The organism is Salinivibrio proteolyticus (assembly GCF_027286365.1).
Classification (GTDB): domain Bacteria; phylum Pseudomonadota; class Gammaproteobacteria; order Enterobacterales; family Vibrionaceae; genus Salinivibrio; species Salinivibrio proteolyticus.
The window spans coordinates 1,918,792-1,938,322 of sequence record NZ_CP114584.1 but is presented as its reverse complement, the minus strand read 5'-3'; the positions used below and the strand labels follow the sequence as shown (position 1 = coordinate 1,938,322).

Here is a 19,531-nt window from a genome sequence, read left to right as displayed (position 1 = left end):
CAGCGCAGGAGGCACTGCCAGGTGGGCGAATTCGGCCTACTTGTTCGATGCCCAAGGGGAACGGTATTGAATACCGAACTTGTCTAAACGCGGTAATTGCGCTTTGAGTCTGGCCAGATAATCGAGCCAGTCACGGCGCTCACTGTGGCTCCAGGCCGCTTCTGCAATGGCGGTAAGCCTTGGAAACACCATATAATCGAGCCTGTCCTGATTAGTGATCAGTTCACTCCAGAGTGCACATTGTACGCCTAGCATATGCTCACGAGCTGGGTCATCACTGGCGAGGCTTGCTAGCGGCTCATATTGGTAGGCTTTTTCTAATGGTGTGACGCCCGCCCAGTCGAGCCCGGGCTCGGTGGCAGCATAATCTTGCACCATATCGAGATAGGTCGCTTGACCCGGGGTTAAAATCACATCAAACCCATGCTGCGCACAATGCAATGCGGCGTCTTCGCTTTGCCATGAATAGATCACGGTGTTTTTGCTGACTTTATCGCCGTGCTGCACTTCTTCCCAGCCAACCATACGTTTGCCCAAGGCGCGAAGCTTTTGCTCCGCATAGGTCAGTATCTGTCCCTGTAGCGAAGCGGTCGTTTCTCCGTTCATGCGCCTGTCCCGATAAATTGGGCTATCGGTCCATACCCCGTCAGGGACTTCATCGGCACCAATATGAACCCATGAGGCGGGGAAAAGCTCGGCGACTTCACTTAATACCGTATCTAAAAATCGATACGTGCCATCGAGGGCTGGCGATAATACGTTATCGGTGTAGTGTTGTACGCTGCGGTAAGTAGAGCGGTCGTCGGCATCGTGTAGCCAATCAGGCAGTGCTTTGATGGCTGCGCGACAGTGACCGGGAATATCAATTTCTGGAATGACGGTAATACCGCGGGCTGCGGCGTATTCAATCACGGCACGTACGTCTTCTTGGCGATAATAACCTTCGTGACGTTCTGCAATATGGCTGAATTGCGGGGCAAGGCGGGTATTGGGGCCGCGTTGACTCCCATAGCGCGTCAATTCAGGCAGGGCTTTAATCTCCAGTCGCCAGCCTTCATCGTCGGTTAAATGCCAGTGAAAGGTATTGAACTTAAAATAGGCTAGCTGGTTAATCAGTCGCTTTACCGTGTCCACCGAATGAAAATGGCGCGCGCAATCGAGCATCATCCCTCGGTAAGCAAAGCGTGGTGCATCGCTGATTTTTATTGCCGGTATTCGAAGCTGTGTGTTTTGCTCTTGGCAAAGTTGTAACAGCGATGCGCAGCCGTGAATAAACCCGCGTTCAGCACAGGCTTGGATCACCACGCCTTGGTCGGTGACGGTGAGCTGATAGGCCTCATCACGGTGTGTGATATCTCGAAGTGCAGAGTCGGGTAAAGGCCGTAAGATAATGGCATGATCGCCAGTGACCGCATCTTGGTGGCGTGGGTCGAGTGCAATATCAGCTTGCGGATACATACGAACCCATTCGTTGCTTAGCCACTGCGCGGCGGGAAGGGCCTGTGAATCCACCGCGATTAACGGTGTTGTGGGTGAAAGCGTAAAGTATCCTGGCTGGTGGCGCACCGATTTGGGCACCGGAATAATGGCGTGCTCGGCGGGATGAACATCTGGAATCGTTGATCGTGTGGTATGAGTATGCGTCAAGTTAATGGGGGTGAGCATCACTGAATATTGCTCGCCATTGGCATAGAGCAGTGCATCTTTAAAGCCCGCACAAAGAAACCGCAATGGCGGCGTGTGGGCATCAAACTCGATGTATAAGCTTTGATTGGCATCGAGAGTTTGATGCGCCGGTGTGATGACGCAATAGCTGCCAACTTGCTCAATACTGCCTTGTGACAGGGTATTGGGGTTGATGAAGCGATCAAACAGTACCGCAATGGATAGCGCTTCCAACGAACGGTCGGTGAGATTATGCAAGGTTAACCCCATTCGACTACGTGGTGGGGTGTCATTGGGATACTCGTTGATCACACTAAGATCGAGGCGGTAAGTCATCACGCGTTCTCCTTGTTCGAGTGGCCGTTGCCAATCAGTGTTTGCGCACTGATGGCGAGCATAAACCAGCTTGCATGTGGCAACCACTGCTCGCCCCATCGCCAGTTTTGCGCCATATCATCGCAATATGGTGCGGGGTTGAATGCAATCTGTGTTTCATCCTCCATTCCTGAGGTAATGCCATTGCAGATCCCCCCTTTGGCATTAAAAAAGCCCAAGTGCGGTAGGTAATCTGGGTTGTTGTGGCCATGTCCATCGAGCATACAGATATCAAATGGGTTTAAACCGAGGATCCAATTAAGCGCCCGTTGGCTAAAGGTGTGGAGAGCAGCATTTAGCGCATCGTCTTGAATATGGCGCGTGGCATGACATGCAAAGGTCGCCAGTGACCCCAAGCGTGCATTCTCGCCTTGCCACCAATAGCCGGTTTCATTGTGGTGAGGAATAAAGTGACGCACCTGTTTAACGCCATCGACGGGTTTGACGTACTGACGCGGATATGCGAATGGATTATCGGCGGTTTGTGTTAGGTTGAGCTCAAACTGGCAGGCGCGTTCCAGGGCTGTTTGTGCGATAGCCTGATGGCTGGGGTCGGTTTCCACATCGAGGTAGCGAACTAATGCCAACCCGGGTAGACCCGCATCGGCGGCATGGTAAAAGGGGCGGCTCCCATCAGCATTTGCTGACCAATAGTACTGGCAAGTTTCATCACTGCGTTGCCGTGCGACCAGCTTTTGCATCCAGCCTCGAGCCTCGCTCAAGAAGGGACCGCTCAAGAAGGGACCGCTCAAGAAGGGACAGGCACCGTTCGCACTAATGTGTCTGTCCCCAGAACCTAAAGGTGCCTGTCCCATTAAATAAGCGTGACTGTCCCCGGTAGATTGCCCGGTAGATTGCTCCTCGGTAGATTGCCGAGTGGCGTGATGTAACTCGCATGCGGCGAGAAGGGCGCAGGTTTCGTCAATAATGTTTGGCTCACCGTCATCAATGTAATGATGGTTATGTTCAACCAAATGCCAGTAGCCGCGAATGGCGGCGTCTAAATAGTGTGTTTGTTGGTCTGGCTCGGCGCAAAGCGGGGCTCGGCTTGCGGCGGCAAGGGCAGCAATCGCCATGCCGCCGCCTTGACGAAAACCGGCTTGGTAAGCCTCACGCATCACGCCATCTTGCGTCTCATAAGCGCAAAGGGTGCGGCGCTCCGGATCTTTCGACCATTGATCAAACACCGTCATGTAAAAGAAGCCACTGGGGTGTTGCATACGGAGAAGAAAATCGGCGCCGTGTTTCGCTTCATCGGCTAATCGCGTACGCATAAACGCGGGCAGCGTGTCCGAGCTAAGTTGGCTGGCAAGATCGGCCAGCCCCCAAGCCAACAGCGGGATTTGTTGCGGATTAAAGTAATTGGCATAGGAAAGGTGGCTCAGGTATTTGCTCACATCGCCAGAGGCATCGTACCAACCGCCGGATACATCCACACGTTCATCAGAGCCGAATACCTTAGCGTGCTGATCCGCGTGTTCATAGATGCCGCTACACCGCTGCGATTTAAAGTAATGGAGCAGATCGGAAAACGTAGTGTGAAACAGGCAATTGTCCCTTATCTCAAACGGATGGGAATATACCGGTGTGTCTGTTAACAGCACGAGTTGATAGCGTCCGCGATGCGCAAAGGCAGAAAAATCGAGGGTATAAGCTGTGCCCATCTGCCAGTTGTTTAACTGTGTTCCTTGGTGTAATTCAAACTGCGCGACCACGTTATCGAGTGATACTGCGTCTGTCTCAACAACAAAAGTGTCTGTCCCGGTAAGATTCTCGCTTTTTTCTGCATGTTCTGCGGCATCGTTAAAGTGCCTGTCCCCAGAAGAGGAGGCAGTTTTACCGGCAGTGCTAAATGTGCCTGTCCCCTTAAGAGGAGGCAGAGAAATCAGTGCCACGGGCGTGCCGGTGAGGCGGTCGCTGTCACTGACGATCACCGCGCATTTGTCTCCGCGTAACGAGTAGCCAATGTGATTGGTCAGCACTTGCATGATGGTATCCTTATTGGTCGCTATTGCTCGTACAAATAGCAGCGCACGTAGTGGTTGTCGGCGAGCTTGGTCACGCCGGGTAGCTGCTCGGTGCATTTAGCGGTGGCATGCGGGCAGCGGCCGGAAAAAGGGCAGCCGACGGAATCTGGTGTCCACAGTGGGATCTCACCCTTGTTGCCCTTTAATTCTTCATGAATGGATTTGCTGGGGTCGGGCACGGCCGAGACCAACAACTGGGTATAAGGGTGTTGGGGATGATGAATAATCTCTTCGGTGTCTCCCCATTCGACCATATGGCCGACGTACATCACTGCCAAGTCTTCGGCAATGTAGCGCGCGGTGGCGATGTCATGGGTGATGTAGAGCAGCGACATTTGCTTCTCCACTTTCATCTCTTCCATGAGGTTAAGCACACCGGCACGAATCGACACATCCAGCATCGAGGTTGGCTCGTCGGCAAGTACCACTTCCGCGCCCACGGCGATGTTACGTGCTAGATTTATTCTCTGACGCTGGCCGCCCGACAGCTGGTGGGGGAATTTCTCCGCCGTTTCTTTGGCTGGAGTGAGGCCCACTTGCTCGAGCAGCTCGAACACCCGCTCTTTCAACTGCGCTTTATCGCGCTTGGCGACTTTTTTGTGGATCAATAACGGACGCGCAATATGGTGAAACACATTATGGGTGGGGTTGAGCGAGCCAAAGGGATCTTGCCAGACCATTTGCAGGCCTTCGCGATAGCGCATCAGCTCATCACGTTTTTTAATGGTGGTGATATCGCGGCCCCGGTATTCAATGCAGCCGTCGGTCGGGGCGTACATTTTTGCAATCATTTTCGCGGTGGTTGATTTTCCCGAGCCCGACTCACCCACCACGGCAAGTCCACGGCCTTTGTACATTTTGAACGAGACATCATTGATCGCTCGCATCATGGGTTGTTTAAGGGCGTGGCTGTTAATGGGGAAATCTTTCACCACGTTTTTCCCTTCAACCAGCAGTTCTCCAAGACCTGTACTCATCACTGACTTCCTCACATTGGCGCGTTATTAGAGTTTTTGTTGGGCGATGGGCTCGCCGTATAGATGGCAGTTGGAATACCGGCCCGGTTCGATTTGGCGCAGCGCCGTTTGCGTGGTTCGACACCGCTCATGCACCTGAGCACAGCGCGCTTGAAAGCGGCAACCGGTCGGGATTTCGAGCAAGTTGAGCGGGTTGCCTGGGATCCCAGTGAGCTGGCGCTTAGGTCCGGTGAGTGAGGGGAATGAGCTGCCCAGTCCTTCGGTGTAAGGGTGGTAGGGGTTGTTGAGCACCTGTTTGGACGGCGCGACCTCAATCAGCTCACCGGAATACATGATCCCAATCCGATCGGAAAACTCGACCATGAGCGATAAATCATGGGTGATAAACAGAATCGAAAAGCCAAACTCTTCTTTTAACGCGTAGATTTTTTGCAAGATCTCACGCTGCACCACCACATCTAATGCTGTGGTGGGCTCATCCATGATGATCATTTTCGGGTTGAGGGCCAGTGCAATGGCAATTACCAAGCGTTGACGCATCCCGCCCGAAAACTGATGCGGATAATCGGTCAGACGGCTGGGATGAATATCGACAATTTCTAGCAAGCCTTGAGCCCGCTTCACCGCTTGTTTGCGGGTCAAGTTGGTGTGGCGCATCAGTACATCGCAAAACTGTTCTTCGAGCGTCAGCACTGGATTGAGGGCATTCATGGCGCTTTGAAACACCATCGACATCTCGCGCCAGCGAAAGTCGCGCATCCGAGCGTCGCTGTAATCGAGGATATTCTCGCCGTTAAAGATGACTTCGCCGCCGGTGATAAAGGCAGGTGGCTTATGCAGACGCATCAGCGAAAAGGCAACGGTGGATTTACCGCATCCCGATTCGCCAGCCAGGCCGAATACTTCACCGGGGGCAATGTCAAAACTGACGTGATCGCAGGCTCGGACATCACCAGCATCAGTAATGTAGTCGACGCACAGGTCACGGATTGAGATAAGTGGGGTGCGACTCATGATTTATCTCCACTGATCAGCATGTGTTCGGCAACGGGATTCTCGTCGCGGGCTTTCTTTTCTTGCTGGCTGAGTTTTTTCCAGCGCTTCATCCCTTTTTGCGCACGTAATTGCGGGTTGGCAATTTCATCCACCGCGAAGTTGAGTAACGCAAGCCCCGTCACCAGTAAGGTCAGCGCAATACAAGGCGCGAGCAGCTCCCACCAAGCGCCGATCAGCATGGATGAGGAGGTTTGTACGTTGTAGAGCATGATCCCCCAGCTGATGGTGTTGGGATCGCCAAGGCCTAAGAAAGAGATAATCGACTCCATGGCAATGGCATACATCACCGAGCCAATAAAGCTAGCGCCAACAATGGGCACGAGATTAGGCAAGATCTCGACAAAGGTGATACGAAAGCGCGATTCCCCCAGCACTTCGGCGGCTTTCACGAACTCTTTTTCGCGCAGGGCAAGGGTTTGTGAGCGAACCACTCGTGCTCCCCAAGCCCAGGAGGTACAGCCAATAATGATGGCGATCGTCAGCGGTCCGGCTTCGCCGATAAACGCGGCGAGCACGAACAGGAGTGGGTATTGCGGGATCACCAACATAATGTTCATTGCGGCGGTGAGCACATCGTCAACCCAACCGCCTAAATAGCCGGCGGTAATGCCGATTAAGGTGGCGAGCACACACACGGTGATGCCGGCCCCAAAACCCACCGCTAACGAAACACGGGCGCCATGCACTAACTGGGACCAGACATCGCGGCCCATACGGGTAGTGCCGAGGGCATGCTCCGCGTCTTTTGACATTAGCAAGGTACGAGGATGGTCTGCTAAGTGGGTGGCGACCCAGCCATCTGGGTTGGCTTGTGCGGCTTTAACCACAAAGCTTGGGTATTCATGCGGATTGCCGGTGCGTTTGTCTGGCGCATGCTGGGTCAACAACGGCGCGAAGACCGCCATCAAAATAAACAAGCCAACAATGATCGAACCGGCGCGGGCAATCTTATTGCGCACGATAAGCGTGAGGAGATCTTTCATATTATTTGCCTCCTTTGCGCAGGCGAGGGTCAAGGACCACGTACAGCATGTCAGCAATTAAGTTAAACGAGAGCATAAACAAGGTCATAATGAGTAGCTGGCCTTGTAGGACTTGATAGTCGCGCGCGTTGATCGCATTCAAAAGCACCGAGCCAAGACCGGGATAGTTAAAAATAATTTCCACAATCAGCTGGCCACCGATGGCGATACCCAGCGACATCGACAGCGCAGTGACACTGGGCAAGAGCGCGTTACGGGCCGCATAGTTAAACACCACGCGGTTTTCGCTTAACCCTTTGCCGCGAGCCATGGTGATGTAGTCTTCCGCAAGCAGGTTAATCATGTTGTTACGCATGTTGACCAAAAAGCCGCCGACTTGAATGATGGAGGCACAAAAAAGCGGGAGTACAGCGTGATAGGCCACATCTTTAATAAAGGTCCAACTGGTCCAGTCTGGGGTCACGCCTGGCGTGTAGGCGTATCCGGTTGGAAACCACTTCAACCCAATCGCGAAAATAAACAGCGCCAGCATCGCGATGACCACTTGAGGCACTGCTTGGATAATCAGCATGCCTGGGGTGATCACAGCGTCGTATTTCCCGCCGCGCTTCCAAGCGGCAAAAATGCCCAAAATCGAACCTAGCGAGAACGACAGCAGCACCGCACTGCCGGCGAGAAACAGTGACCAGCCAAAGGCTTTGCCGAGGAGCTCGTTAACCGACAGCGGATAAAATTGGATGGAGGTGCCTAAATCCCAGCTCAACACGTTTTTCATGTAGGTGAAATACTGCATATAGAGGGGACCATCGACAAAGCCCAGCAGTTGTTTCATTGCCTCAATCCGCTCTGGAGTGACTTGCACCGAGGCGTTGGCAAACATCATGGTGACCGGATCACCGGGCATGGCACGAGGAATAATAAAATTGAGTGTTGCTGCCACTAAAAGGGCAATCATGTAAAAAGTTAGCCGTCGGAAAAAATAACCCATAACCCACACCTTACACAGCGAAGTGGTGATGTTCGTGGCGTGAACACCGTGGAAAAGCGGGCGCGCAAGGCGCCCGATAGTGGTTACTGGACGGGCTTAAGGTCCAGCACGTGAAGAAGACGCTCAGGAATGCCGGCCCAGATAGAGGGGCGACCTTTCGGGTTGTCTTCGTTCCACCAACCGGTGAAGCGGGCTGTGTTGTATTGATACATTTGTGCGCCAGAAAGCACCGGAATGGTGACCTGATCCTTGGCGATAATCGTTTGGATTTGGTGGGCAATTTCCAGTTGCTCAGCTTTATCCGCGGTTTTGTAGAAGCTGTCTAACAGCTTGTCGAGCTCAGCACTTTGGTAATAATGCATCGCGAACCGCGGCATGCCATCCCCTTTCTGTAGGTTGGAGTTATACGCGCTATTCCAATAGGTGTAAGGGTCCGCACCGTGGAAGTAGTTGGTGTAGGCGACGTCGTAGTCGGCTTCAAGCATCGCTTGGTTATACACCGAGAAATCAGGCGTACGTGCCTTGGCTTTGATGCCGGCCTCGGCAAGTTGCTCAACCGCAAGCTGAACGGTGTTGTTGAAGTCGGTCCAGCCATTAGGGGATTGGATTTCGAGCTCAAACGATTTGCCTGATGGGGTTTCCACAAAGCCATCACCGTCTTGATCTTTAAAGCCGGCTTTCGCAAGCAGTGCTTTGGCGCCGTCTAGATCGTAGGTATTGTATTGGCGATATTTCTCATGCACCGCTTCGTCGGACCATGACTCAAACGCATAACCTAAGCCAGACGCGAAGTCGTTCACTGTACCACCGCCATAAAACGCGATATCAATGATGGTTTGACGGTCTAGCGCCATCGAAAATGCACGACGGAAGTCGACATTGGTCAGTGCTTCACGCTTGGCCGGATCAGGGTCATTAAAATTGACCATAAAGGCTTGGGTGCCGGCGGCAGGATACCAATAGTGATGGTTTGGATTGGCCGCGGCATAGGTGCGATCAATGTCAGGAATAAACGAGGAGGTCCAGTCCATTTCGCCACTGATCACTTTACTTAAGAACTGGTCGTTATTGGCGATTTGCGGCACGCGCAGACAGTCGACATCAAGGTTGTCGTTATCCCAATAATAGGGGTTACGACATTGAATATAGAGCTGAGAGGTGAAGGTATCGATAGTGGTGAAGGGGCCAGAGCCTACCGGGTTTTCATTGGTGTAAGATGCTGGGTCTTCGATGTTTTTCCAAACGTGCTCGGGCACCACTGGCACTTTGACGATCTCGTACGGTACGTTGGAATTGGCCTCGGTGAGTTCAAAGCGGACGGTATAGTCGTCGACTTTTTTCACATCATCAATCCATTTATTAATCCCAGATTGGTCGAGCTCCGGATGGTTTTTAACCAAATCAAATGAATACACCACATCGTCGGCAGTGTAGGCTTCGCCGTCTGACCATTTCACCCCTTTGCGTAGGGTAAAGGTGACACTTTTCAGGTCATCCGCCATTTCATAGCCGCTCGCGATACGAAAGACAGGCTGGTTGCCTTTCATTTCGTTAAACACCACTAAGGGCTCATACACGAAATCAGTCGTGGTGTGCAGATAGGTTGCGCCAAGGAAAGGGTTGAAGTTACGGACAAAGGTATTGAATTCTTTCGGGTGGATAGTGAGCTCACTGCGCTCGGCGGCACTGACGCCAGCACTTGCGCTCAGCGCACCAATAATTGCAGAGGCAAGTAGGGTCTTGCTGGCAAATCTAATGTTACTCGAAAACATAGCCATTCCTTACTGTTGCTTTCAGTTCACGTGATGGATAGTGAGCTCGTTGCTTACAACCTTCGCGAGCTCAAGCTTGCCGATGCACCGGCATCTAGTTGTCTGTTGTCTGGTCATCGTATACATCAGCAATCGATAACACAGCGGCCGGTGAACCTCTTCAAATAAGCATGCCGATAGAACGCCTCGCAACGTCATTAATCGTTAAAATCGTAAAAAACCACTTTCATGACGTTAAAACCGTTAAAATCGATCGGGATAAATTGAAGATGTATTCTGACTCGCTTTCTCTTCTGAGATAAAAACCAGAAACGGAACTAGATTATACCAATAAATATCAATGACTTATTTGTTACCCTCTCAAGGGCGACACATGTCACATGTTTCTTTGAGCTTATTTTTAATCAAGAATTTAATCTTGCCGTTTTGTTGTGACACCCCCCACAATCTTGGTTTTTAGCGCCAACTATCGCTCAGGCTTGGACTGATATCGGCATCAAAGGCCCCGTTTATTTGCGTGAATTATTATCGCGTAGGTTGGTGGATCCTTGTTGGGACAGGCACTTTAGATTTATGGGGACAGACATTTTTGTTGCTCTTTTGTTGCTTTTGTTGGAGTGCTTAATGGGACAGGCACTTTAAATGTATAGAGTCTGAATATTTAAAGTGTCTGTCCCCATTGGAAAGATAAGAGTGTCTGTCTTGATTAATTGCTTATTGGGCAAGGAAAGAGAAAAGTGCCTGTCCTCAATAGGAGAGGCACGTTGGGGAGAAGGTGGTACGGGGTGTGTTAGTCTTCGAGCAGCAGCTGACGCAGCTGTCGGTAGTAGGTTTCTAACTGAGTACGATCGGTATTGTGTTTGTCACAGTGGTCAAGAATATAGCGAATAGAGCTGAGTACTGTGCGCCACCTTGGTGTTTTGGGTAAGGTTTCCAGCAGTAAGTACTTATCCAATGTGCGGGTTTGTAGGCTACTGCGGTCGAGGTAGACCCGCCAAAGCCCGCTTTGTTCGGCAAAATCGAACTTACTTTTGCCCGTCGTTTTTTCCCAATATTCGAGTCCAGCCACCATCGCATCGACAATGAGTTGTCGGCGCGCTTGCGCTTTATCCTCTTGCTGGCTCTGGGCTTGGCTCACTAAGGCTTCAAACTCACCGCCCATGGCTTTTAATTTATCCAGTTGGCGCGCATCACCGCGGAATGCATAGCCAGACAAAGCCTCAATCGCACTTTCTAAACTTTGGATCCGCGCTAGCGAGACGGGCGTATCAGTGTTCATCACATATAAGGTGGTTATCTCAGAAGCCGCCGGGAAACGCAAAATCATGCCTTCTAGATCACGATGCTGGTCGCCGATATAAACAGTCAACTTACCTTGATAGCGCTCGAGCTGTTGGCTCTCATCCGGCTCGTGGATCAGGGCATGACTATGCATACGCTTGAGGTTGGCATCTTGCTGTTGAAATAACGCAGCGGCAGACGCATTGGCAAACCGGATTTGACCATCGCTGCCTGCCCCGATAATCGCTTCAGGGGCGAGGGATAATTGTGAAATCAGCCATGACTGGGTTTCGAGTAGACTCGCCTGTCGCTCTGCACTTTGCGCTAATGCGGCTTCCAATCGTTGATTTTCTTGCTGACGTCGCTCGGCATCACAGGCGGCAAGGTGCGTGGCAATACGAGCGGCAAGTTCTTGCTTATTGAACGGTTTACTCAAATAGTCATTAGCACCCACGTTAAAACCATGAATGCGATCATCAGGTTGATTAAGGGCAGTGAGCATGATGATGGGAAGCGCCCCATGATGATACTGCTGGCGTAATCGCTCACAGACTTCAAAGCCACTTATCCCGGGCATGAGTATATCGAGCAATACCAGCGCAGGACGTTCTTTTTCGACCTGTTGTAGCGCCGTTTCGCCATCGCTAGCGGTAATAACCTGATAACCCTCCATTTGCAAAAAGCTGGTTAATACTTGTTGATTGGTGGGTTCGTCATCAACCACCAAGATCAGTAAGCCATCATCGCAAGTGGCGGTGGTTGCGTTCGCCTTATTCTCGACGTCCTGTGGGGTAAAGGGTTGCCAGAGGGGAGAAGGCTGTTCGTCATTGGGTAAATGAGCAACCGGTTCGTCAGGCGCTTCGATCGCGGGTAGGGTAAAACTAAATGTGGTACCGATTTGTGGCTGACTGCTTACATAAAGCTGACCGCCCATAAGCTCAATCAGCTGACGTGTGATCGATAAGCCCAGCCCGGCACCATGCTGATAGTGGTAGTGATCGCTGACCGCTTGAGTGAGTGGCTCAAAGATCACGTTCAGTTGTTCGGGCGGGATCCCTTGCCCGGTATCGACTAACTGAATACGAACCCTGTCATCAATTTTTTCCGCACTCAACACTATCTTACCGGCATCAGTAAACTTCACTGCATTACCAATCAGGTTATACATCACTTGCTCAAGGCGCTGGGTATCGGCACAGACCCACAAAGAGGACGAGGGGAGCTGATTGATGATACGGATTGGCTTATCTTTTTTGAGATGTTCAGCCAAAGAAAGGACAAGACGCGCTAGGCTGGTGATATCGACCGCTTCGTTTTCGAGCGAGAGCTGACCATAACGCATTTTATGATAATCGAGCAGATCATCGACTAATTTCGCCAACCGTTGGCCGCTGTTGACAATGATCGAAAGTTGATACTGATGATCACGACTAATTGGACCATTCGCACCAGCAATCAAGGCGTCGGCAATCCCAATCATGCCATGCAAAGGCGTGCGCAACTCATGCGAAGTGGTAGCTAGAAACTCGTCTTTGAGCTTGTTAGCCAACTGCAACTCTTGGTTTTGCTCTTGAATCGTCGCCAAGCTTTGCTCAAGTGTTTGATTTTGCTGGTGGATAAGCTGAAGCTTCTCACGGATAGCGCGCCGCATACGAGAAAAGCTGACCGCCAACCGCCCGATTTCATCATGCCGACGCGTGTGATGAATTTTTGTATCTAGATCGCCTGCACTCACTTTCTCTGCGGCCCATGTCAGCTGCAACAAAGGGCGAGTAATAAAGTTCGACATACTGTTCGATGCAGCCACCACGGCAAAGCCAGCCAACAGCATCGCAACAATAAACAGCTGTTCGAGTTGGCGAACTCTCGCAAACGCAATGTCGATTGGCACTTCAGCGACAAGCGCCCAATGCAATCCATGGGTTGAGATAGGCGCAAAGGCCGCCAGCATGGTGTCGCCGGATGCATTGTCATAGCGTTCAACACCTGTGTGATTGCCCAGTGCCTTTTCAATCACTGCCAGACTGTTGGCAATCGTCTCTGGGGTCGATGAATGGCCGCGCACTTGCAGATCGTCTCCGACTAACAAGGTTTGAATGTCGGATGAAGAGGAAGGGGTCATTAACGCGGTCAGCGCGTGATTGGGAAGCCGAAACAAGGCATAACTGTGCAGGTAGCCTTGCTGAATAATGGGAGCGCCGAGCCATGCATAGGCGTTGCCATCCGGATCTTGGGCAAAGTCTGACATGACGACATTAGGGTGAGGGTCGCGTTTACCTTTCACCTGCCTATCTTGGCGCTTTAGCGCGGCAAAGGTGCGACCCAGCTCGCTATCTTGGTAAGGGCCCGTCAATAAATTGGTCCCATAGTTCGAATGCTTTTTGACTGAATAGGTGACATTACCTTGTTTATCGACGAGTAGAAGATCGTCAAAGTCTGCGCGTGCCAATAGTGCCAAATAGGCGCGATGATAACGTTTGTGCAGTAAGCGGTAGCGTTCTACACCGGGGTAATTCGGCGAGCCTTTGCTAACGGGCGTCTTTATCGCGTGACCTGAACCGGGATGGTAGCGAGTTTGTGCATACTGCCGGGCGGAATCAATATCAGGGCCTAGGCTGCGGAAGGCATTCACTAAGCCATAAAAGTGACCGCCACTGGCATAGGCGAGCTCTGATGCGACGAACCCTAACACTTCAGATTCTTTAGCATCAAAGTAATCACGCACTTGTTGTTGTTTGCTATCGCGTACAGAAAGTAAGTGTGCGGTGCTTTGCTCTTGCAAATCCTTGCTGTGAGCATTGAGAAAAAAAAGTGCCACGAGAATCAGAGGCAATAAGCTCAGCAGGAGAAAAGCCAACATCAAGGTGTGATGAAGGCGCTTAAACGGGGGAGCGATAAACAGCTTTCTCATGATCAACAGCCTTGTCCTTAAAGCAGCTATTTGATGATTCTGTCTGCAACGCTAAACAGGCAGAAGGAATGCTACACAGTGACGTTACTTCCTTTTTTGGCTTTGACAAGCAAGTTGGTCGAGAAGCGTGTGGATCGGCGCATTTTTATCACATTTCCCGATAGTTAGTGGTTTTGTTGAAAAAAAAGCCCCAGCGCTGCTGGGGCTTTCTCATCACGTTTAAGCGTCAGTATCGATTCAATACTGAGGCTTAGTTGCCGGTGCTTGAGCCGCAGCTCGCGCTTCAGCACTGCCAGCCGCTTTCGCGTTGGCATTGGGCACTTTAAAGGCGGCGATGCGCACTGGCGCATGATCAACCACTTGGTTTGGTGCAGGCGCTTTCATCATTGGTGATGTTGCGCGACGATAACGAATGGTTGATTGAGGCGCTGTGATAACCGCTTCACGCTCAATCACTTTCTCCGTCACCAAGGCCACATTTGGATCATGTTCTGGCGTGGTCGCTGGTGCCGGTGATGCGGCTACCGATGGCGTAGCCTCAACCACAGGGGGTGTTGGCACTGGCTCAACGACTGGCTTCTTCTCTGGCGTTGGCGTTGCGGCGACACTCGGTGTGCGCATCACAATCACTTTACCCATCGCCATTTCAGGACGTGCAACACCGCTTGCAATCACAGGTGCGGCTTGGCGTTTGTCTTGGCGACGACGGTCCTGTTTGACTTTGATAGGTTGCTCGGTCGACCAGACTTTACCCATCGCCATTTCTGGCGAGGCCATGCCGGTGGTGAGTGGCATCGGGCTTTTCACCATTGGACGGCGACGACGACGCTGGCCGCTCGCGCGCAGGTGACGAGGAGAACGACGATTACGGCGCTTCTCTTCACGTGCAGGCTTGTCTTGCTGACTTTGGCCGTTGTCTGTTTGTTGCTGTTTAGCTTGCTGCGCCACATCGGCACCGACTTGTTGGAGATCTTTCCCTTTTGCCGGTTCTTGTGGTTGTGCTGACGCGGTCACTGCATCGGGCTGGTCTTTGTTGACACGCACGCTGCGGTTTAGCTTACGGCGTTGGCGACGTTGTTTCACCTTCTCCGTTTTTTCTGCCTTGTTATCCGCGTTATTGTCCGCTTTCTCAGGCAGTTTCTTCGCGGTTTCTACCTTGTCAGCTTGGGCTGACTTTGGCTTCTCGTTACGGTTTTTCTTGCCTTTACGGTTATTGTCGCGACGCTCATCTTGCGACTTGTTACTACGGCGTGGCTTGTTGTTACGGTTGCGATCTTGTGCGTTGTCATCTTGCTCGTCTTTTTGCGGCGCGGCCTGATTTTGACGAGGTTTATTGCGTCCACTTTGATCACGTTTGCTACGTTGTTGACGCGTCGATGAACCCGATTGGCGGTTGCTCGATTGCGTGCTCGCTTGACTTGGCGTTGCCTCAGACGTGTTTTTGCGTGCAAACAGGCAAGACAAGAACTTACCTAACTTGGCCAACAGACTTGGCTGTTTAGGTGCTGTCTCGGTGGAGGGCTTCGCGGCTGGCGCTGGTGAGCTTGGCGCGGCAAATCCTTGTAACACAGGTTCTTCACGCTTTTTCGCCGGACGCGCTTGTTGTGGTTCTTCGCGCGTTTCCGCTTCTTTTAGCGACTCAAGCTGGCCTGGCAGATGATACGACAAGCTTGCCATTTCTTCGCCGCCGCGGATGCGCACCACATCGAAGTGTGGGGTTTGCAGATCCGCGTTTGGTACCACAACCACTTTAACATTGTGGTACTTCTCAATATGTTGTACCGACCGACGCTTCTCGTTAAGCAGGTAAGAGGCGACAGGCACAGGGACAATACCTAGAACTTGCGCCGTGTTTTCCTTCATGGCTTCTTCTTCCATGAGACGCAGAATCGACAAAGAAAGCGATTCGTTGTCACGGATAACACCCGTTCCTTTACAGCGTGGACAAATATGGTGGCTGGCTTCGGCGAGAGACGGGCTCAAGCGTTGGCGTGACATTTCCAGCAGACCAAAGCGTGAGATACGGCCAATTTGCACACGTGCACGATCCATGCGAACCGAATCACGTAGCTTATTTTCCACTTCACGTTGGTGGCGCACAGGCGTCATATCGATAAAATCGATAACCACCAAACCGCCCAAATCACGTAAGCGAAGCTGGCGAGCGATCTCTTCCGCGGCTTCTAAGTTGGTTTGTAGCGCTGTTTCTTCAATATCACTGCCTTTGGTGGCCCGTGCCGAGTTGATATCGATAGACGTCAAGGCTTCGGTCGGGTCAATAACAATAGAGCCGCCTGACGGGAGACGTACTTCGCGTTGGAAGGCCGACTCAATCTGGCTTTCAATTTGGTAGTGGCTGAACAGCGGCACTTCGCCTTCATACAGTTTGATGCGGCTGACAAAGTCTGGGCGTATTAACTGGATGTGTTCTTGAGCGCGTTTGAAGACTTTTTCGCTGTCGATCAAGATCTCACCAATATCGCGACGTAAGTAGTCACGAATCGCACGTGCAATCACGTTACTTTCTTGATGGATCAGGAAAGGGGCAGGGTTGGATGATGCCGCTTCTTTGACTGCTTGCCAGTGGTTGAGTAGTACTTTCAAGTCCCACTCTAATTCTTCGGCCGATTTACCGACACCAGCGGTGCGTACAATCAGGCCCATACCTTGCGGTAATTCAAGACCTGACATGGCCTCTTTGAGCTGGTTACGTTCTTCGCCTTCGATACGACGCGAAATGCCACCGGCACGTGGGTTATTTGGCATCAAGACCAAATAGCTACCAGCTAAAGAGACAAAGGTCGTCAGTGCCGCGCCTTTGTTACCGCGCTCTTCTTTGTCCACTTGGACAATCACTTCCTGACCTTCTTTCACCACATCTTTGATGTTAGGACGGCCTTGATAGGTATAACCGGAAGGGAAGTATTCGCGGGCGATTTCTTTTAGCGGGAGGAAACCGTGTCGTTCAGCGCCGTAATCAACAAATGCCGCTTCCAGGCTAGGTTCAATACGGGTGATACGTCCTTTGTAGATGTTAGCTTTTTTCGATTCATGGCCAGGGCTTTCGATATCAAGATCGTACAGCCGTTGACCGTCAACCAATGCGACGCGCAACTCTTCCTTTTGAGTTGCGTTAATCAACATTCTTTTCATCAGATTGTTCTCATTTATTTATCGTTGTTATTAGCGGTTGATGACGAGAGCAGTCGCCAATGTTGCCTGACCCCAAGTCTGATATGGTGCAACCTCTCGGCTGGAGAAAATCAGGGGTGCGCTCGGGCAAATTTTTATCGGCCAGCTGCGACGGTTATTGTGGCTCACCGGATTATGCAGTTGGCGTCCGCCGTGTTTAAACTCATGACGGATATCTCTGACACTGGCAAACAGCCATCGTGTCAACACACTAACGGGTGCTTTTGGCTTACGTCTTACGCCGAGTGCTGCGTAAAGCACGAAAAGCATTCGAAATTATGGATATTTTAACAGGCAAGCCCGTTATGTCGCCGAAAAGTGATTCCCTTTTCTGACTAACGGCGCAACTATAGCAGCCAGACCAGAGTCCAGCAATCGGCTTTCGCTGCTTGTGTCGGGTTGGTAGAAAAAGCGGACGAATGTGCGCGTTTTTTGCACGATTATCTTTGCTGCCATGTATTCAGCGGTGTTGAGGCCAGGGTTTAGATAGGTGCATGTCCCGTCGCTTAGAGGTACAATCACTCGCTATGACAGAACAAAAATCAAAAGTGCGATTTATCGAAATTGACGATGACATCGCCGGCCAACGTATCGACAATTTTCTGCGAAATCAGCTGAAAAATGTCCCAAAAAGTATGATTTATCGCGTTCTTCGTAAAGGAGAGGTGCGAGTTAACAAAAAACGAATAAAACCAGAATATAAGCTTCAAGCGGGCGATCTGATCCGCGTGCCGCCTATTCGGCTTCCTGAGCGCGATGAGCAAGTGGCGCCAAGTACAAAGCTAGACAAAGTGGCAGAGTTAGAAAACTGCATTCTTTATGAAGATGACCATCTTTTGGTGTTGAACAAGCCATCGGGTACAGCGGTGCACGGCGGAAGTGGGCTACAATTCGGTGCGATCGAAGCCATGCGTGCGTTGCGCCCTAAAGCGCGTTTTTTAGAGTTGGTGCATCGTATTGACCGTGATACCTCTGGGATCTTGTTGATTGCGAAAAAACGCTCGGCATTGCGGCATCTTCAAGCACAATTTCGTGAAAAGACAGTGCGAAAAGATTACTACGCGCTCGTCATGGGGGAGTGGCCTGCGAAACAGCGTAAAGTTACGGCACCTCTATTAAAAAATGAAGTAAATAGCATTGTGCGTGTGAACCCCAATGGCAAGCCGTCGGAAACTCGCTTTAAAGTGATTGAGCGTTTTGCTGAGGCGACGCTGGTGCAGGCTAGCCCAGTGACAGGACGAACGCACCAGATTCGCGTACATGCACAGTACATGGGTCATCCACTCGCGTGGGATGACCGCTACGGTGATCCGCGCTTTGATGCGTATACCAAACAAGTCGGACTTAATCGACTCTTCCTACATGCGGCGAAAATTCGCTTTGTGCATCCGGGCCGTGAAGAGACCATGGATCTCGACGCGCCGATGGAAGCAAAGTTACAACGTGCGCTTGAGGGGTTGCGGAAGAAAACCGATAAATAAGTGCAACCGGACGGTCCCTATCTGGCACTTTCCGTTAATCTGGCACTTTCCGTTAAGTAGTGGAATAACGAGGCAAGCATGAGTGAAAGCGGACAAGTGATAGCGCAAGACGTGACGGCGATGAGTGAGGGTGAGCAATCACTCTCTGTGCATCCGTTACTTAGACCCTATTCGCTGCTTATGTTTGATTGGGATGGCACCGTGATGGACTCTATCGGACGGATTGTCTCGAGCTTAGAGGCCGCCGCTGCGCTCACCGGTCATCTACCCACGCTTGCGCCGGAACAACTCAAACAAATGATCGGGTTGAGTTTAGAGAAGGGCTATTCGTTGTTGTATCCAGACGCGGATCCTAAATGGTATCCGCACTGGATTGCGCATTACCGTCAACAGTTTGTGCATGATAATCCAACCCCTTGCCAGCTTTATCCTGGGGTGAAGGCCACACTCAGAGCATTAAGGTCAAACGGATTCAAGCTCGCCGTGGCCACTGGAAAATCGCGTGCAGGGCTTGACCGTGCGTTAGCCGAAACAGGAACGGCTGACCTGTTTGATGTGACACGCTGTGCCGATGAAACAGCCTCTAAGCCTGATCCGATGATGATCGAAGAAATATTGACACAAACAGGTGTCGGCGCAGCGCAGGCGTTGATGGTGGGTGATACACATCATGATATGCAACTGGCAGCGAATGCGATGGTCGACCGTCTTGGTGTGACATGGGGAGTGCACGACCAAAACACCTTACAGGCTTACGCGCCGATTGCGGTGGTTGACTCACTAAATCGCCTCATTCTATGAGGCCCCAGTAAAACGGCGATCT

11 protein-coding genes are annotated in these 19,531 nt (G+C 51.5%); 2 read left to right on the top strand and 9 right to left on the bottom strand.

The window, feature by feature from the left end:
- Positions 1-36 precede the first annotated feature (36 nt).
- The 9 genes from N7E60_RS09250 to rne form a co-directional block, all read right to left on the bottom strand.
- Positions 37-2,001, bottom strand: a complete 1,965-nt coding sequence (locus N7E60_RS09250) for a beta-N-acetylhexosaminidase (RefSeq protein ID WP_269597276.1) — start codon at positions 1,999-2,001, stop codon at positions 37-39.
- Entirely contained in the window at positions 2,001-4,028 is a 2,028-nt protein-coding gene (locus tag N7E60_RS09245) for a glycoside hydrolase family 9 protein (protein ID WP_269597275.1), read from the bottom strand. Before N7E60_RS09245 ends, N7E60_RS09250 begins: the two co-directional genes overlap by 1 nt.
- Before the next feature lie 20 nt (positions 4,029-4,048).
- A complete protein-coding gene (locus N7E60_RS09240) occupies positions 4,049-5,044 on the bottom strand; it encodes an ABC transporter ATP-binding protein (RefSeq protein WP_269597274.1) in 996 nt (331 codons plus the stop codon).
- Between the two features lie 27 nt (positions 5,045-5,071).
- Positions 5,072-6,058: an ABC transporter ATP-binding protein gene (locus N7E60_RS09235; RefSeq protein WP_046075426.1), complete on the bottom strand. Its 987-nt coding sequence runs from the start codon at positions 6,056-6,058 to the stop codon at positions 5,072-5,074.
- Positions 6,055-7,083, bottom strand: a complete 1,029-nt coding sequence (locus N7E60_RS09230; RefSeq protein ID WP_269597273.1) for an ABC transporter permease — start codon at positions 7,081-7,083, stop codon at positions 6,055-6,057. The genes N7E60_RS09235 and N7E60_RS09230 overlap by 4 nt, the downstream gene beginning before the upstream one ends.
- A gap of 1 nt (position 7,084) precedes the next feature.
- Positions 7,085-8,071, bottom strand: a complete 987-nt coding sequence (locus N7E60_RS09225; protein ID WP_046075428.1) for an ABC transporter permease — start codon at positions 8,069-8,071, stop codon at positions 7,085-7,087.
- A gap of 83 nt (positions 8,072-8,154) precedes the next feature.
- Positions 8,155-9,843 (bottom strand): ABC transporter substrate-binding protein, encoded by a 1,689-nt coding sequence (locus tag N7E60_RS09220; protein WP_269597272.1) that lies wholly within the window; start codon positions 9,841-9,843, stop codon positions 8,155-8,157.
- A 790-nt stretch (positions 9,844-10,633) separates the two neighbouring features.
- A complete protein-coding gene (locus N7E60_RS09215) occupies positions 10,634-14,035 on the bottom strand; it encodes a response regulator (RefSeq protein ID WP_269597270.1) in 3,402 nt (1,133 codons plus the stop codon).
- 237 nt (positions 14,036-14,272) lie between these two features.
- Positions 14,273-17,188 (bottom strand): ribonuclease E, encoded by a 2,916-nt coding sequence (gene rne / locus N7E60_RS09210; RefSeq protein WP_269597269.1) that lies wholly within the window; start codon positions 17,186-17,188, stop codon positions 14,273-14,275.
- 566 nt (positions 17,189-17,754) lie between these two features.
- Between rne and rluC the strand changes: the two genes are divergently transcribed.
- Together rluC and N7E60_RS09200 are read left to right on the top strand one after the other, a co-directional pair.
- Positions 17,755-18,708 (top strand): 23S rRNA pseudouridine(955/2504/2580) synthase RluC, encoded by a 954-nt coding sequence (rluC, locus tag N7E60_RS09205; RefSeq protein ID WP_269597268.1) that lies wholly within the window; start codon positions 17,755-17,757, stop codon positions 18,706-18,708.
- Positions 18,709-18,786: 78 nt separating this feature from the next.
- Positions 18,787-19,509: an HAD-IA family hydrolase gene (locus N7E60_RS09200; RefSeq protein ID WP_269597267.1), complete on the top strand. Its 723-nt coding sequence runs from the start codon at positions 18,787-18,789 to the stop codon at positions 19,507-19,509.
- Positions 19,510-19,531: the final 22 nt, after the last annotated feature.

Bases quoted from the DNA above. Each gene is read 5' to 3' on its own strand.
- N7E60_RS09235 (WP_046075426.1), bottom strand. From the start codon at position 6,058: ATGAGTCGCACCCCACTTATCTCAATCCGTGACCTGTGCGTCGACTAC.
- N7E60_RS09215 (WP_269597270.1), bottom strand. From the start codon at position 14,035: ATGAGAAAGCTGTTTATCGCTCCCCCGTTTAAGCGCCTTCATCACACC.
- rne (WP_269597269.1), bottom strand. From the start codon at position 17,188: ATGAAAAGAATGTTGATTAACGCAACTCAAAAGGAAGAGTTGCGCGTC.
- rluC (WP_269597268.1), top strand. From the start codon at position 17,755: ATGACAGAACAAAAATCAAAAGTGCGATTTATCGAAATTGACGATGAC.
- N7E60_RS09225 (WP_046075428.1), bottom strand. From the start codon at position 8,071: ATGGGTTATTTTTTCCGACGGCTAACTTTTTACATGATTGCCCTTTTA.
- N7E60_RS09245 (WP_269597275.1), bottom strand. From the start codon at position 4,028: ATGCAAGTGCTGACCAATCACATTGGCTACTCGTTACGCGGAGACAAA.
- N7E60_RS09230 (WP_269597273.1), bottom strand. From the start codon at position 7,083: ATGAAAGATCTCCTCACGCTTATCGTGCGCAATAAGATTGCCCGCGCC.
- N7E60_RS09220 (WP_269597272.1), bottom strand. From the start codon at position 9,843: ATGTTTTCGAGTAACATTAGATTTGCCAGCAAGACCCTACTTGCCTCT.
- N7E60_RS09200 (WP_269597267.1), top strand. From the start codon at position 18,787: ATGAGTGAAAGCGGACAAGTGATAGCGCAAGACGTGACGGCGATGAGT.
- N7E60_RS09250 (WP_269597276.1), bottom strand. From the start codon at position 2,001: ATGACTTACCGCCTCGATCTTAGTGTGATCAACGAGTATCCCAATGAC.
- N7E60_RS09240 (WP_269597274.1), bottom strand. From the start codon at position 5,044: ATGAGTACAGGTCTTGGAGAACTGCTGGTTGAAGGGAAAAACGTGGTG.